A 15,804-nucleotide genomic window follows, 5' to 3' on the forward strand; every position below is an offset into this window, starting at 1 on the left:
AAAAAAAAGCGGGGGGGGGGGGGGGGGGGGGGGCGGGGGCCGCGGCGGCCCCCGCGGGGGGGGGCGGGGGGGGCGGGGCCCCCCCCCCCCCCCCCGGACCGGTGCGGTCCAGGGTGTGGATGCCTTGGTGTCTGGAGGGTGAGACGGGGCGCGGGGGCGCGCAACCCGCATCGGCCGTGCGCCGGGGCGGCTCTCCCCGGCTCTCCCCGACCCCGCGCCGTACGGGGCCATGCGCCACCCGCACCCCGGTCAACCCGCCGTACGGAACGAGACGCCGAACCGGTGACCCGCGGCCCCCGCCCCGGGGCGAGGGGTGGGCCCGATGGCGGTCGCGGGGCGGTCGGCGCCCGCGGCGTCGGCATCAGTCAGGGCGTGCGGGGGACGGCGGCACCGGCGCCAGTCGATAGGCCGTGCCCTCGCGTCGTACCAGGCCCGCGGTGGGCGGCGGGAAGTGGGTGCCGAGCAGCAGGGTGTCCGTGTCGGCCAGCGCGTCGAGCAGTCGCCGCCGGCTGGACCTGGCCCGTTCCGGGTCGACGTCGACACAGCTTTCGACGGCGGGGTGGGCGAGTTGGACGGGGTGGTGGATGCAGTCACCGGTGATGACGGCGGTGGCGGAGCCGCTGCGCAACTCCACGGCGAGGTGGCCGGGGGTGTGGCCCGGGGTGGGGAGCAGCCTGATGCCCGGGGCGAGCGCGGCGCCGGTGGCGGGGACGTCGACCAGGTCGAGCTGCCCGGCGTCCGCGATCGGATGGACGGAGTCCCGGAACACCTGCTGCCGCGCCCCGTCCAACTGCACGCCGGCCCAGTGCTCCCACTCGGCGCGGGCCGTCACGTACCGGGCGTGCGGGAAGGTGGGCCGCCAGGCGTCACCCTGCGCCCGGGTGTTCCAGCCGACGTGGTCGGTGTGCAGATGGGTGAGGAGCACGAGGTCGACCGATTCGGGTGGGAAGCCGGCGGCCTCAAGCCGGGCGAGGTAGTCGGTGTCCAGGTCGTTCCACGCGGGGTTGGCGCGCGGTTTGCCGTTGCCGATCCCGGTGTCCACCACGACCCGCAGCCCGCCGATCCGTACGGCGAAGCTGTGGCTGGCCAGGCGCAGCGTGCCGGGCCCGGTGGCGAAGTCGGGCCGCAGCCAGGGGGTTCGGGCCACCACCTCGGGGGTGGCGGCCGGCAACAGCCAGGGGCCGGTCTCGGGCGGCAGCGCGGTCTCGTCGATGCGGTGGATGCGCAGGTCACCGACGGTCCACCCGGGTGTGCGGGTGGGTGGCTCGGGGAGGTGGGGCATGGCGGGAGGACCTCGGGGTGGTGGGTGGTGGGTGGGTACGGGATGGGTGTGGTGCTGGGTGTGGGTGGTGCGGTACGTGGACGGCTGTGGTGTGGGTGTGGGTGTGGGTGTGGTGTCGGGTGTGGGGGTGCGGCGCGCGGGCGGGTGTGTTCGTGGGGGTGGGTGTCGGTGTGGTTCCGGGGGTTGGTGGTGCGGTCGGTGGGGCCGGGCGGCGGGGCCACTCCGGCCACCGGACGCACTCCCGGACCCGCAGCCGTGGGACACCCCCGGACCCGCAGCAACTCCCAGCCAGCGGACACACCCCCGGCCCCAGGACCCGCCCCCGGCCCAGTAGCCCCACCGCCGGATGCGGGCGGCGCGACCGCCCCAGCGACAGGCGGCGTGGCCGTCCCCGTGGCGAGGGGGAGGCGAGACGCCTGGTGGCGCCGGCCGGAGATGCCGTACCGAACAACTAAAGCGAAGGATTTGCGTTAGTGGCACGCTAGCTCCTACGGTGGGCTAACGCAAATTCTTCGCTTTAAGGTCAGGTGGTGGCGACCACCAACCGTCACCCACCCGAAAGGCCAGCCATGAGCTCCCCCGACCTCACCCCGCAGGAGGCCGCCCGCTGGGCGCTCCACGCCGGGCACCCGCTGGACGAGGCGCAGCACGCCGCGGTGGCCGCCACGGCACAGCAGATCCAGGCGGTCATCGCCACCCTGCGCGAACTGGACTTCGGCGACACCCACCCGGCCGCCAGCTACCACGCAGCGTCGGAGGCCGTCGATGGAACCGTTTGAGCTGACCCTCACCGAAGCGGCTGCCGCGCTGCGCCGCGGTGAGCTCTCCGCGACCGAGCTGACCCGTTCGGTGCGCGAACGCGGCGACGCCGTCGAACCGCACCTGAACGCCTTCGTGACCCGTACGCACGAACGGGCCGCCGCGGCAGCGGAGTTGGCGGATGCCGAGTTCGCCGCCGGCCGGCACCGCGGCCCGCTGCACGGCGTGCCGTACGGACTCAAGGACCTCTTCGACGTCGCCGGACTGCCGACCACCGCCAGCTCCCAGGTGCGCGCCGGGCACGTGGCGGCGGCGGACAGCGTCATGGTGAGCCGGCTGCACGCGGCAGGCGCGGTGCTCGTCGGCAAGACGCACACCCACGAGTTCGCGTACGGGCTGACCACCCCGCAGACGCGCAACGCCATCGACCAGAGTCGGGTCGCCGGCGGTTCCAGCGGCGGTTCGGCGGTGGCGGTCGCGGCCGGTGCGGCCACCTTCGCACTGGGCACCGACACCGGGGGCTCCATCCGGGTGCCCGCCGCTCTCAACGGGCTGGTCGGTCTGAAACCGACGTACGGGCTGCTGCCGCGCACCGGGGTCACCTCGCTGTCCTGGTCGCTCGACCACATCGGGCCGCTCACCCGCACGGTGCCCGACGCCGCCCTGGTCCTCGCGGCGCTGACCGGCCCCGACCAGGGCGACCCCGCCAGCCTGCTGCCCGCGGGACCGGGCACCGGCCTTCCGCACGCGAAGGACGCGCGTGACGCGATGGGCACGAATGACGCCGACGCGACCGACGCAGCGGATGGTGCCGGGCTCCGTGGGCTGCGGCTCGGCGTGCCGACCAGCTACTTTTTCGACCGCGTCCACCCCGAGGTCGAGACCGCCGTGCGGCGGGCCATCGAGCGGCTGCGGGCGCTCGGCGCCACCGTCGTCGAACTGCCGATGCCCATGGACCGCCACGTCCGGGCCATCCACTGGGGGCTGGTGGCCCCGGAGGCCACCGCCTACCACGAGCAGACCCTGCGTACGGACGCCGCCGCCTACGGCCCCGACCTGCGGGTGCTGTTGGAGGCCGGCGCACTGGTCACGGCCGCCGACTACCTGCGCGCGCAGCGGGCGCGCACCCTGCTGCGCCAGGCGTGGACCCGTATCTACCAGCAGGTGGACGTGGTCGTCGCGCCCACGGTGCCGATCACCGCGGCGGCCGTCGGACAGGAGTACGTGGAGTGGCCGGACGGCAGTGCGGAGAGCGTCGCGGACGCCTACGTGCGGCTGAGCGCGCCGGCGAACGTGGTGGGCATGCCGGCGCTGACCGTGCCGGTCGGCCGGGACACCGCGGGTCTGCCCATCGGCATGCAGCTCATGGCCGCACCGCTGGCGGACGCCACCGCACTGCGCGTCGGCCGCGTGTACGAGGCGGCCCACGGCACCCCCGTACAGCCGGCCGCGCTGGTCGGCTGATCCGTGCGGCACGGTCGGCGCCACCCGTGCGGCAGTGCACGGCGATGGCCGCCGACCGGGCCGCTCCGCGGCCGTGACCAGCCACGACGGCCCGGCCGGCCACGAGGACCCGGCAGTGACCGGAGTTAAGGTGTGGGCATGAGCTCCAAGCCCAAGGCGCGTCCTGGCGGGCGCAGTGCCCGGGTGCAGGCGTCGGTGCACGCGGCCGTGCGCGAGTTGGAGGCCGAGGCGGGGCGCGCGGCACTGAGCGTGCCCGCGATCGCGGCACGCGCCGGCGTCACCCCATCGACCGTCTACCGCCGCTGGGGCGACCTCCAAGAGCTCCTGTCGGATGTGGCGGTGGAGCGGCTGCGTCCCGACGAGCCGCCCCGGGACCGCGGCAGCCTACGGGCCGATCTGACGGCCTGGGCCCAGCAGTTCATCGAGGAGATGGGGTCGCCCACCGGCCGGGCCTACGTACGGGACGTGCTGCTCGGCGACCCGGCCGGCGACAACGCCGGCCAGTGCTCCGCGTACAGCGCCGACCAGATCGGCACCATGCTGGCCCGGGCACACGCGCGCGGCGAGGCGGTCCCCCCGCTGGAAGCGGTGCTCGACCTTGTGGTGGCGCCGATGATGTACCGCATCCTGTTCCGCCCCGGCGGGCTGACCAGCGACTACGCCGAGCACCTCGTCCTTGCGGCGCTGGCCACCCCCGAGCAACCCACCGGCTGACCGCGCCCGCTTCCCACCTCCACCACCACCCCGGGACCGCGCCTACACCGCACCACCCGCCGCGGGCACGGCCTGGCCCCCTGGTGCCTGTGTCACCCTGCCGCCGCGCACAGGGGCTGGCGTCCGCCACCTGTCTCACCCTTCCGCCGTGCGCATCGGCTGCCACCCGCCATCCGTCTCACCCTGCCGCCGCGCAGTGGCCGGCCGCGGCCTGGGCCCGTACCGCACACCCGCGCAGCCCGCAGCCCGCAGCCCGCTGCCCGCAGCGCACGCGCGGTGCCGGCCGGACGCGGGCGGGTAGGATTTCCGGGCGTGGACCGGTGGTCCGGTAGTCCGTCGGCCCGGTTGGTCCGGGGCCCCGTACCGGCCGGCCCGTTCGGCACCCCGTCAGCCGTCCGCGGCGCGGCCCCCGTACGGCCAGTCCGGCAGTGGGGCGGCCCGCAGCGTCCGTGCCCGTACGCCGAGGCCCCGCCGGAGCGGCCCCGTCCCAGGGTGTGTCGGGGCGCATCCGAGACGCACGCCCCCAGCGCACTGCCCGGTGCGCCCGAACGGAAAAGGTCGCCTTGTCCGCACCGCTGTCCCAAGCCGCCGCGTGGCGCGCCCGTCTCGCGGCGGTCGGCAGGCCCGACTGGCTGGCATCTCCCAAGGTCTTCACCACCGAGGTGGTCGCCGGTCTGGTCGTCGGCCTGGCCCTGATACCCGAGGCCATCTCGTTCTCGATCATCGCCGGCGTGGACCCGAGCGTCGGGCTCTTCGCGTCGTTCACGATGGCCGTGGTGATCTCGATCGTCGGTGGCCGCAAGGCGATGATCTCCGCTGCCACCGGCGCCGTCGCCCTGGTCATCGCCCCCCTCAACCGCGAACACGGCCTCGGCTACCTGATCGCGGCCGTCATCCTCGGCGGCGCCTTCCAGATCGTCTTCGGCGCCCTCGGCGTGGCCAAACTGCTGCGCTTCGTACCGCGCAGCGTCATGGTCGGCTTCGTCAACGCCCTCGCCATCCTGGTCTTCGTGGCCCAACTGCCGGCGCTGTACGACGTGCCGTGGGCCGTGTACCCGCTGTTCGCCGGCGGCCTGCTCCTGCTGGTGTACGTGCCCAAGCTGACCACGGTCGTGCCGGCGCCACTGGTGTCCATCGCGGCGCTCACTGCGATCACCGTGGCGGCCGGCATCGCCGTGCCGACCGTGGGTGACAAGGGCGAACTGCCCTCCTCGCTGCCGACGCCCGGGCTGCCCGACGTGCCCTGGACGCTGGAGACGCTGACCACCGTCGCCCCGTACGCGCTGGCGCTCGCGCTGGTGGGGCTGATGGAGTCGCTGATGACCGCCAAGCTGGTGGACGACATCACCGACACCCACTCCAGCAAGACCCGCGAATCGATCGGCCAGGGGGTGGCCAACATCGTGACCGGGTTCTTCGGCGGCATGGGTGGCTGCGCCATGATCGGTCAGACGATGATCAATGTGAAGACCTCGGGGGCCAGGACCCGGCTCTCCACCTTCGCGGCCGGCGCCTTCCTGATGCTGCTGTGCGTCGTCTTCGGGCCGCTGGTCTCCGACATCCCGATGGCCGCCCTGGTCGCCGTCATGGTGCTGGTCTCGGTGGCCACGTTCGACTGGCACTCGATCCACCCGAGGACGCTGCGGCGGATGCCAGCGGGGGAGACGGCCGTGATGGTCATCACCGTCGGCTGTGTGGTGGCCACCCACAACCTGGCGGTCGGCGTCGTCGTCGGCTCGCTCACCGCGATGGTCATCTTCGCCAAGCGGGTGGCCCATCTCGTGCAGGTCACCGCGGTGCTCGACCCGGACGGGCAGCGGGTCGTCTACGCCATCACCGGTGAACTTTTCTTCGCTTCGTCCAACGACCTGGTCTACCAGTTCCAGTACGCGAGCGACCCGGACGAGGTGGTGATCGACCTTTCGGCGGCGCACATCTGGGACGCTTCGTCGGTCGCCGCGCTGGACGCCGTCGAGCACAAGTACCGACAGCGCGGCAAGCGGGTCACCATCGTCGGGCTCAACGAGGTGAGCTCCGACCTGCACGACCGACTCGCCGGGCAACTCACCCCCGGCACCTGAGCGCTCGCCACCACCGGCCGGTCGCGGACCCGGTTCCGTAGGACGTACGGGGCCGGGCCCACGCGGCTGCGGCGGGCCCACCCGACCATGCACCGCCCGGCCACGCACCGCCCCCGCCCGGGGCCCGGGCCGGCTGGTGGGGGGCAGTGGGGTACGCGGCGGGTCGTGCGGTGCTTCATGCAGCGGGTCGTACGGCGGCCGTACGGTGTTTCACCCAGCGGGTCGTGGTCGTACGGCGGTCGTACGGCACTTCACCCCAGCGGGTCGTACGGCGCCCGTACCGTGCTGCACGCAGCGGCCGTGTGGCGGGTCAGAAGTCCACTCGGTAGAAGACCGCCAGGTTCTTCATGCCGGTGAAGACCTTGGAGACCTTGGCCGTCATCCGGAAGCTGGCCGGCAGTCGTCCGTCATCCAGGTCGAAGGCGGACATCGACGACACGCAGTGCAGCCGCGCGTCGATGGCCTCCCACTCCGCGCAACTGTCGAAGCCCCAGTACACCTTGGCCTTCGCGGCCTGCACCGCCTTGTTCAGCTTCTGGAGCTGCGCACCGCGTCGGCTCAGCCCGTCGAAGACGAACTGGCCGCTGGGGAAGTGGTCCAGGATGCGCCGGACGAGCGCCTTGCCCTCCTCCTCCTTCAGGTACATGAACAGCCCCTCGGCGACCACCAGCACCGGCACGTCACCCTTGACCTCGGCGAGCCACATCGGGTCGGTCACCGACGAGCCGATGCACTGGTAGCCGGGGCGGTCCGGGAAGAGCTGCTGGCGCAGTTCGATGACCTCCGGATAGTCCACGTCGTACCACCGCACCTGCGGCCCGGGGTCGATGCGGTACGCGCGGGTGTCGAGGCCGCACCCGAGGTGGAGCACCACGCACTCGGACTGGGTGGCGAGGTACTGGCGCGCCCAGTCGTCCAGGCAGTGGGCGCGCAGGGCGATCGCGGTGTCGTCGCCGCGCCGCAGGCCGACGGTGGAGAAGTCGAACTCGATCTGCTGCACGGCCTCGTACGCCATCGTGTCGTGCAGGATCGAGTCGGGTGACTGGGCGTCGAGCGCCCGGCCGTAGAGGGTGGGCAGCAGCGTGGCCTTCTCACCCGCGAGGTTCACTTTCGTCATGAATGCGACGCTACGCGCGCGAGGGCGCCGTCCCGGCTGTTTCCCCCAGGCCCTACCCGCGCGGGTGAGGCCGGGTCGCTGAGCTGACCGCACCCCGCCGTAGGACCACCGGTCCCGCCCGAAGCGGGCGGGGCCGGTGGCCAGCGGCACAGCGGGGAACGTCAGCGCCACATCAGCGGCACATCAGTGGAACAGGGTGGGACGCGGCGGTTGCGGCGCCGTGCTCGGCCCGCGCCAGGGTGTCTCACCGGGCTTCGGCTGGGCGAAGTCGGCGCTGGTCAGCGCGGTGCCCACGACCGGGATACGGATCTTGCTGGCCGCCAGGTCCACGGTGACGCGGGTGCCGGTCGCGGTCTCGAAGTACAGGTACTCGGCGGGCGTCCCGGCCAGCACCAACCCGATGCGGTGGCCCGGCTTGACCACGTAGTCGTTCGGCAGGGTGTCCCAGCCGATCTGGTAGGCGCGGCCGGGCGTCAGCGGCTGTGGGTCGCTCTCCGACGCGTGGTTCTGGGCGTCCAGCGAACCCCGGGCGATGACGTGCACCGGGTGCGAGGCCGTCACGTTGGCCGTCGCGCGGTAACAGGCGTCGTCGGTCTCGATGCTCGCGCCGTGACAGCTCTCCCGGTCCAGCAGCCGCACCCCGTCGTGCAGCCGGTTCTGCGGCTCGTTGCGCACCACGTCGATCCGCTCGTCCGTGCCGTAGTCGACGAGCAGCGCCGTCAGGTTGGCGGTCGGCCCGTCCAGTGAAAGCCGCAGGTCAACGGCCGGAGTGCCGGAGATGCGGGCCGGTCCGGTGAGCGGCTGGCTGACGTAGGCGAGCCGGCTTGGCCTGCTGGTCGTCGGGTCGGTGACCAGCTCCGTCTCACTGACCTTCAGGTCGCTGAAGGACTGGCTGCCGGCGGGCGCGGGGCGCAACCCGAGCGAACCGTCGGCGCCCGGGTGGAGCGCCACCGGTGTGCTGCGGGCCGGCCAGTCCCGCTGGGTGGTCCACGTCGTCGGCCCGGTCTGGAGGTCGACCCGGGGTTCGGTCATGATGCCGTTCTCGATCCCGTACAGCCAGTGGTCGAACCACCGGTGCAGGGTGTCCACCCACAGGTCGCGCCGGCCGGGGAAGTCGAAGGCGTCGGTGTGCCCGTACTGGCCGAGCCACAGCTTGCGCGGCACACCCTGTTCCTTCAGCCCCTGCCACCAGCGGGCGAACTGGTTGGGCCGCACGTTCTGGTCGTTCAGGGTGTGTACGGCGAGCACGCTCGTCCGCACCCTGCCGACCTCGGGCGCGGGCGCCGCACGGTAGTCGCGCTCGCTCCAGTACGGGTTGTAGTTGCCACTCGCGTCGTCCTCGCCGGCCCGCAGGTCATCCCGTACCGCCTGGCACTTCTCGTCCGGGTCGCTGTCCAACTCGGTGGCCAGGTACTGGCTGAAGCCCTCCCAGTGCTTGGCGCCGCGCGAGCGGGTGATGTCGTACCAGGAGCTGACCGAGGAGATCGGCACGATCGTGTCCAGGCCCTCCACGCCGGTGCCCGCCACGGCGTTGGCCAGCGCGCCGTCGAAGGACTTGCCGATCATCCCGGCCCGGCCGCTCGACCAGTCGGCCCGCGCCTCGCTGCCGTCGGCGTGGTAGCCGCGCACCCGGCCCTCCAGCCAGTCGACGGCGGCCTTGCTCGCCGCCACGTCGCTGGCGCCGCCCACCGTGAAGCAGCCGTCGGAGCGTGCCGTGCCCGTCGTGTCCACCTGGACGACCGCGTAGCCGCGGGGCACGAAGTAGTTGTCGTAGTGCATCGGGAACGTGCGGGGCGCGCCGTTCGCGTCCCAGGACTTCGTCTCCGACTCGAAGCCGCGCCCCACGGTGTCGTTGTACGGGCTCGACTCGATGATCGCCGGCACCTTCAGGCCCCACTCGGTCTCGCGGGGGCGGATCACGTCCACGCCCGCCCGGTCGAGCGCGCCGTCGCGGTCGCTGTCCACGGTGAGCTGGATGGTGAGGTGTTCGCGAACGGCGACCCGGTAGGAGAACGTCGGCTGCGTACGTCCGGCACGGACCGACGGGGTGGGGTCGGGCGGTGTCGCGGTGGCGTCGGCGAGCGCCGAGCCGACGGCGAGGGTGGCCAGGGCCGTCGTCGCCGCCGTCGCGGTGACCACGCCCCGGCGCCATCGTGGGCTGAGCACGGGACCTCCTTGCTGCGGGCCCCGCAGCAGCGCGGCGCGCATGGGAGAGGGGTCGGCCAGATTCCGGATGATCGTCACTCCGGCCGCTGGGGTCGGGCTAAAACCCCTGGTGCCGCAGGGTTGCACCGCCGCCTGTGATCCGGCGGCGCGGGCCCCGTGGCGCGGGGTGGGCCCAGCGTAGTGCGCAGCCCCCGCCGGCACCCGCCGGTCGATCATCTGACTTCTGCCGTCGCACGGCGCCCCGCCGGCCGTCGTGGCCTGGGGATACGCGGCGGTCGCCGGGTCTGTGGGCCCCGGGGTGTGCGCTGTGCAGCCGGCTCAGCGGTCCGGGGGCGTACGTGGTGTGGCCGGCCCCGCAGACCCGGTACGTACGCGGCGGTCGCCGGGTCAGCAGGCCGTGGCGGCCGGCAGCCGATCGGCGAAGAACGCCCCGGGCGGCACGCCCAGCAGGGTGCGGAACTCGGCGCTCATGTGCGACTGGTCGTAGTAGCCGGCGCCGGCGGCGAGCCCGGCCAGCGACGCCGCGCCCGTGCCCGTACCTGTGCCCGTGCCCGTACCTGTGTCGCGTTGGCCGTGGGCCAGGGCCCGCCGGAGTCGGCTGATCCGGGTGAAGGACTTGGGCGGGAGACCGGCGTCCGTGGTCAGCAACTTCCGCAAGTGCCGTTCGCTGACGGCTAGTTGGCCGGCTAGTACGGGCAGTGGCGTGGGTCGTCGCGCGGACAGCGCCGCGGTGGCGGCGCGGACCAGGGCGCCGTGCACGAGCACGGTTGACGGCTGGGCGTCGATGCGGGCCCGCAGCGCCACCTCCAGATGGGACCTGACGAGGGCGCCGTCCCCGCCGGCACGGGCCAACCGCCGCTCAAGCCGGACCGCCCGCTCGCCCCACAGCGCGGTCAGCGGCAGCACCCGGTCAACCAACTCGCTGATCGGCACCCCGAGGGCGGCCCTGGCCACCCCCGGCCGCAGGGTGGCGCGGAGACAGACGGGCAACTCCTTGCCGACGGCGTACCGGGCCCGGGTGCGCGGGCCCACCACCAGCAGGTCGCCGTCCCCACCCGGCGCGGCGCGGAAGACCAGCGAGGTGGCCGTGTCGGGCAGATGCACCAGCCGGTCCCCGCCGGCACCACTCAGATCGCGCACCCCGACCAAGGCGCCCGCGAGGCTGTGGGAGCTCATGCCGGCACGGTACCGGTAGCCGTACGGAGCAGCCGTACTCGGTGGTTATAAGTCGTGATGGTCGTACGGGTAGTTGCTGCGCCGGAAGCGGTGGCGACGGTCCCGTTGATCGCGGTACGAGAGGTCGTGCCGACAGCCGAGCTGGCAGGCGCACGGTCAGTCGCGCCGGCGGTCGTAACGGTCAGCCGCGCCGGCAGCCACATCACCCACGCCACCCATGCCGGCCGTGCCACTCAGCCAACCCACGCCAGCCCTGTCACCCGTGTCACCCACACCAACCGTGCCGATTCTTCCAAGAGCCGGCGGGGTGCGCGGTGCCAGGCTGACGCCCATGATTCTGGTAACGGGTGCCACCGGCACCATCGGTCGAGAGCTGGTCCGACTGTTGGCGGGGGAGGGCCGGCAGGTGCGCGCGATGACGCGGCAACACGCCCCGGCGCCGCCGCTCCCCGACGGCGTCGACGTCGTACGGGCCGACTTCGCCGACCCCGATGCGCTGGCGAGCGTCATGGCAGGGGTCCGCGCGGTGTTCCTGCTCAGCCCGCCGGGGCCGTGGGTGGTGCAGCACGACGCGGCAGTCCTCGCGGCGGCGCGGGCGGGCGGCGTACGCACGGTCGTCAAGCTCTCCGCGATCGGCACCGGCGACGACAACCTGGCCGAGGTCGGTGACTGGCACCTGCCGGGCGAACGGGCGGTGCGCGACAGCGGCCTGGGTTGGACGGTGCTGCGCCCCTCCAGCTTCGCTTCCAACGCCCTCCAATGGGCCCACGCGATCCGCGCCGGCGCCCCCGTACCGAACCCGACGGGGACTGGTACCCAGGGTGTCGTCGACCCGCTGGACGTGGCCGAGGTGGCCGCCAGGGCCCTGACCCAACCCGGGCACACCGGGCAGGTCTACACCCTGACGGGCCCGGAACTGCTCAGCGTGCCCGACCAGGTCGAGCGGCTGGGTGAGGCCATCGGCAGGCCGCTCGCGACCGTCGGGTTGACGCCATCGGAGTACGCGGGCCAGCTCAGGTCCGCGGGGCTCGATCCGGCGTTCGTCGAGGTGGCGGTGGCGGGGGCGCGGCTGGTCGCCGGGGGCGGCAACGCCGTCCTCACCCCGGACGTGGAACGCGTCACGGGCCACCCAGCAAGCCCCTTCGCGGGCTGGGCCGGCCGGCACCGCGCTGCTTTTCGGCCGGGGCCGGAGTAGGCACCGGGGCTGGTGGGGGCGGGGGTGGGGCTCCTTCGGCGGGCCGTGGCCGGGTCAGGCCGTGGGTGGGACGTGGCTGGGGCTGGCTGGGCCGCACCGGGCTGGGCCGGGGTTGGACCGCGTCGTGTCGAGCCGGGGCCGTACGGGGTCAGGGTTGGACCGTGTCGCGCCAAGCCAGGGTCGTACGGAGTCAGAGTCGGATCGCGTCGTGCCGGGCCCCAGCGTTGCACCGAGCCAGGGCCGTACGGGGCAGGGCCGTACGGGGCAGGGTTGGACCGCGTCGTGCCGGGCCAGCGTTGCGCCGGGCCGGGGTCGTACGGGGGCAGGGTTGGACCGCGTCGTGTCGAGTTGGACCGCGTCGTGCCGAGCCAAGGTTGTGCCGGGCCGGGGCGAGACCGGGCCGGCGCGGGGCCGCGGTGAGTTGGGCCGGGGACGGGCCGGTCAGGGGCCATTTCCTGTTGACCGGCCCCGGCCGGCAATGCTGGACTCGGCGCGTGGACAGCATCCCCGCCAACCGGCGGCTCTGGAACCGGATCAGCAGCGCCTACCAACGCGAGCACGACCCGCAGATCGGCGCCACACCCAGGCTGTGGGGCATGTACTCCATCCCCGATGCGCGCCTGGACGCGTTGGGTGACGTCGCAGGCAAGCGCGTGCTCGAACTCGGCTGTGGCGCCGGCCAGTGGTCCAGGGTGCTCGCCGCCGAGGGCGCCGCCGTGGTCGGGCTCGACCTGTCCGAAGCCCAACTCGCCGCGGCGGCCCATGCGATGGGGGCGGTCGGCTACCCGCTGGTGCAGGGTGCCGCCGAACGGCTCCCCTTCGCCGCCGAAAGCTTCGACCTGGTCTTCTGCGATTTCGGCGGGCTGAGCTGGGCGCCCCCGCACCTGGCCGTCCCGGAGGCCGCGCGGGTGCTGGGCCGCGGCGGGCGCCTGGTGTTCAACGTCGCGAGCCCGTGGTTCGAAGCCTGTTACGACGAGGCCGCCAGCCGCGTGACCACGACGCTGCAACAGGACTACTTCGGGCTGCACGCCATCGCCGAGGGTGACGGTGCGACCAGCTACCAGCTCACCTACGGCGATTGGATCAGGGTCCTGCGCGGCGCGGGCCTGGTCATCGACGACCTCATCGAACCGCGGCCCGACCCCGACACACCCAACGGCTACAACGAGACCGACCCACCCGACTGGGCACACCGCTGGCCGGCGGAGTCGCTCTGGGTGACCCACAAGCCGTAGGCGCCGCCGCGCCGGGACGCAGCCCCCGGCCGGGCGGTCCCCAGTGCTGTGACCGGGATGGTGCATCGTGATCGGAAGGCGGCTCGGGGGACGAGTGCACGCGAAACGGCTGGTATTACTGGGGCATGCATGAAGAGACCGCACGCTCCGCGATCGACACATTCATCTCCGCGTTCAACGCCTCGGACGACACCTATGTGACTGCCCTGCTCTCCCAGGCCCTGACCTCAGACGTGGTCTTCTGGGGGCCGTTGGGGCGCAGCGAGGGAATCGCGGCGGTCGAGCGGTTCGTGCTGGACATCCGCCGCCACCCGGCGGGGACCGGCACGATGGTGCGCTGCTCGGCGGTGGACATGCCTGACGAATGGGCCCGGTACCAGTGGGTCTTCACCACGCCGGACGGCGGCCCCCGCCTGGCGGGAACGGACGTCGTCCATCTGCGCCGGAGCCTCATCGACCAGATCATCGTCTTCGCGGGGGAGATCGAGCCGTCCGCCCCCTGAGTCGTCCTGCTGCCGCTCCCCTTCTCCTGAACTCGCCCCTTCGGCGTTCGGGAGCTGCGGTTCGCGATGGGTGGGACTGCGGTGCTGAGGGGGCGGTCCGCCTCAGCGGGTGACCGCACCCCCGGCCCGGACCCTAGTCCTTCCCGGGCCCGGACAGCGGGGCGAACTCCCGCAACGCGCCCTCCACGATGGCCTCAAGGCGCGCGTGGTGCGCCCCGCGCCAGTACACCCGCTGGCACGCAGTGCACTGGGCGAACACGTCGTAGCTGCGCCGCGTACCGTGTTCGAGCTGTTCGCCGACGGACTCCTTGTCCGCCTCGGCGAGCAGCCCGTTGCACGCACTACAGCGCGTCCACGGCGCCAGGACCGGAGCGAACCGCCCCAGCACCTCCCGCAGTTGCTCATCGGGCCGGTCGCTGTAGACGTACGCACCGGCCCACAGCTCCCGCCGGCGCAACAGGCCGCGGTCGCGCGAGAGCAGCACCCGGCGCTCGGCCGCCGACCGGGTGGCGAGCGCGGCGTCCCCGATGTCCTCGTTCTCGTACGCGGTGTCGACGCCGAGCAGCCGCATCCGGCGCGCCAGGGTGCCCAGGTGGACATCGAGCAGGAACCGCAACGGCGCACCCGGCACCCGCTGGGGCCGCCGCACGCCGCGCACCTCGATGGACTGGCCGCCGGTCGGCACCTGGGCGGCGGGCGCCGGATGCCCGTCCACCAGCAACTCACCCACCTCGGTGAGCGGTACGCCGACCGCCTCCACGACGTGCCCGAGCGAGGAGGTGCCGTCGGTGACGAGCGAGAACGGGGCGCCGCGGCGGTCCGGGGCGAGGAACAAGTGGAGGTCGGCGGCGAACGTCAGTCGGATGCGGGGGCGTGCGGTCACGGTGGTCAGCATGCCACCGCCCACCGTGCACCGCCGCAGGGTTTCCGGTGCTCACGGGCCCACCACGCCCCTCGGCAGCCGGCGCCCGAGGCCGCTCGCCGGGCGCAACCGGCAGCCCGGGACACCCACCCGAGCCAGGTTCTCGGGACGGGTTCCGACCAGACCCGGGAAATTTCTTGAATGACCGGTCAAGATTGTCTAGGGTGGACGCATGGGCAGGACCAAGGAATTCGATCCGGACGCCGCCTTGCGCTCGGCCATGGAGCTGTTCTGGCGCAAGGGGTACGAGGCCACCTCGATGCAGGACCTGGTGGATCACCTCGGACTCGGCCGCGGCAGTATTTACGGCACCTTCGGCGGCAAGCGCGAGCTCTATCTGAAGGCCGTCGACCGGTACGGCGAGGACGCCAGGGTCATGCTGGTGCACCGCCTCGCGGGACCGGGCTCCGGCTTGCAGGCGGTGCGGGACCTGGTGCGCTTCTACGGCGCGGGCGCGCTCGCGGACGAGGACTACAAGGGTTGCCTGATGACCAACACCGCGGTCGAACTGCCCGCGGACGAGGGGGCCTGTCGACGGGTGGCCTCCGGTCTCGAAACGTTGGAGACCGCCCTGATGGGTGCGCTGGTCAGGGCCCGTGCCGAGGGTGAACTGGGGCCCGACAAGGACCCGGCGTCCCTCGCCCGGTTCCTGGTGACGCTCCTCCAGGGCATCCGTGTCGTCGGCAAGACCGCGGTACGTCAGCGCTACCTCGACGACACCGTGGAGCGGGCCCTGGCCCTGCTCGACTGACCCGGTCCGGAGCCGGACCCGGTGCGTCGGGTGTGGCGCCCTGCCTGGTGGGTGCCGGGTGTGGCGGTGTCCCGCCGGAGCGTGCTTCGGGCGACTGTCCAACCGCTGCGCGTGGACCCCGGTGGGTTCGTCGCCACGGGGGGCTCGCGCGCCTTGATCCGCTCCAACCCACCCTCGCCGCCCCCGCGCGTTCCCGTACGGCGTGCCCCGTTCCTGTCGTCCGTTCTGTCTTCGGCCTGGGCGCGCAGGGTGTGTCACCCATGACCTGAGCGCCCTTCACCCCTGCCCATTTTCTTGACTGCACGTTCAAGAAAAACCCTTCGATGTGATCTCGGAAGCGAACCGGCGCGGCTCCCCCCGGGCCCGGCGGGGGCCCCCCCCCGGGGGCCGGGGGGGCCCCCCCCGCCCGCGCCCCCCCCCCCCCCCCGCGCGCACCCCC

At 73.2% G+C, this 15,804-nt stretch carries 13 protein-coding genes; 8 read left to right on the plus strand and 5 right to left on the minus strand.

Translation table 11 applies throughout. The features are described 5' to 3' along the window. Positions 1-361: 361 nt before the first annotated feature. Positions 362-1,282 (minus strand): MBL fold metallo-hydrolase, encoded by a 921-nt coding sequence (locus tag AAHZ94_RS35845; RefSeq protein WP_349997796.1) that lies wholly within the window; start codon positions 1,280-1,282, stop codon positions 362-364. 569 nt (positions 1,283-1,851) lie between these two features. On the opposite strand from AAHZ94_RS35845, the gene AAHZ94_RS35850 reads away from it, so the two are divergent. The 4 genes from AAHZ94_RS35850 (at position 1,852) to AAHZ94_RS35865 (ending at position 6,300) form a co-directional block, all read left to right on the plus strand. Then, positions 1,852-2,061 (plus strand): hypothetical protein, encoded by a 210-nt coding sequence (locus AAHZ94_RS35850; protein ID WP_349997797.1) that lies wholly within the window; start codon positions 1,852-1,854, stop codon positions 2,059-2,061. Continuing rightward, entirely contained in the window at positions 2,048-3,505 is a 1,458-nt protein-coding gene (locus tag AAHZ94_RS35855) for an amidase (protein ID WP_349997798.1), read from the plus strand. Before AAHZ94_RS35850 ends, AAHZ94_RS35855 begins: the two co-directional genes overlap by 14 nt. A 138-nt stretch (positions 3,506-3,643) precedes the next feature. After that, complete coding sequence (locus AAHZ94_RS35860) at positions 3,644-4,219, plus strand: TetR/AcrR family transcriptional regulator (RefSeq protein ID WP_349997799.1); 576 nt, start codon at positions 3,644-3,646, stop codon at positions 4,217-4,219. 563 nt (positions 4,220-4,782) lie between these two features. Next, positions 4,783-6,300 carry a SulP family inorganic anion transporter gene (locus tag AAHZ94_RS35865; protein ID WP_349997800.1) on the plus strand — a complete coding sequence of 506 codons (1,518 nt, stop codon included), beginning with the start codon at positions 4,783-4,785 and terminating at the stop codon, positions 6,298-6,300. A gap of 310 nt (positions 6,301-6,610) precedes the next feature. On the opposite strand, the gene AAHZ94_RS35870 is transcribed toward AAHZ94_RS35865, so the two are convergent. From AAHZ94_RS35870 to AAHZ94_RS35880, 3 genes are all read right to left on the minus strand, one after another. Then, a complete protein-coding gene (locus tag AAHZ94_RS35870) occupies positions 6,611-7,417 on the minus strand; it encodes a class I SAM-dependent methyltransferase (protein WP_349997801.1) in 807 nt (268 codons plus the stop codon). A 183-nt stretch (positions 7,418-7,600) separates the two neighbouring features. Beyond that, on the minus strand, positions 7,601-9,583 hold the full coding sequence (locus AAHZ94_RS35875) for a CocE/NonD family hydrolase (protein WP_349997802.1): 1,983 nt from the start codon (positions 9,581-9,583) through the stop codon (positions 7,601-7,603). A 387-nt stretch (positions 9,584-9,970) separates the two neighbouring features. Next, on the minus strand, positions 9,971-10,759 hold the full coding sequence (locus AAHZ94_RS35880; protein WP_349997803.1) for a helix-turn-helix domain-containing protein: 789 nt from the start codon (positions 10,757-10,759) through the stop codon (positions 9,971-9,973). A gap of 331 nt (positions 10,760-11,090) precedes the next feature. On the opposite strand from AAHZ94_RS35880, the gene AAHZ94_RS35885 reads away from it, so the two are divergent. From AAHZ94_RS35885 to AAHZ94_RS35895, 3 genes are all read left to right on the plus strand, one after another. Further along, positions 11,091-11,954: an NAD(P)H-binding protein gene (locus AAHZ94_RS35885; RefSeq protein WP_349997804.1), complete on the plus strand. Its 864-nt coding sequence runs from the start codon at positions 11,091-11,093 to the stop codon at positions 11,952-11,954. A gap of 494 nt (positions 11,955-12,448) precedes the next feature. Beyond that, on the plus strand, positions 12,449-13,189 hold the full coding sequence (locus tag AAHZ94_RS35890; protein WP_349997805.1) for a class I SAM-dependent methyltransferase: 741 nt from the start codon (positions 12,449-12,451) through the stop codon (positions 13,187-13,189). A gap of 125 nt (positions 13,190-13,314) precedes the next feature. Continuing rightward, on the plus strand, positions 13,315-13,692 hold the full coding sequence (locus AAHZ94_RS35895) for a nuclear transport factor 2 family protein (RefSeq protein WP_349997806.1): 378 nt from the start codon (positions 13,315-13,317) through the stop codon (positions 13,690-13,692). Between the two features lie 133 nt (positions 13,693-13,825). Here the strand turns inward: AAHZ94_RS35895 and AAHZ94_RS35900 are convergent, their stop codons facing one another. Beyond that, on the minus strand, positions 13,826-14,575 hold the full coding sequence (locus tag AAHZ94_RS35900) for a Mut7-C RNAse domain-containing protein (protein WP_349997807.1): 750 nt from the start codon (positions 14,573-14,575) through the stop codon (positions 13,826-13,828). 211 nt (positions 14,576-14,786) lie between these two features. On the opposite strand from AAHZ94_RS35900, the gene AAHZ94_RS35905 reads away from it, so the two are divergent. Continuing rightward, positions 14,787-15,365 (plus strand): TetR/AcrR family transcriptional regulator, encoded by a 579-nt coding sequence (locus AAHZ94_RS35905; RefSeq protein ID WP_349997808.1) that lies wholly within the window; start codon positions 14,787-14,789, stop codon positions 15,363-15,365. Positions 15,366-15,804 lie beyond the last annotated feature (439 nt).

This window comes from Streptomyces sp. HSW2009, from assembly GCF_040240285.1.
Classification (GTDB): domain Bacteria; phylum Actinomycetota; class Actinomycetes; order Streptomycetales; family Streptomycetaceae; genus Streptomyces.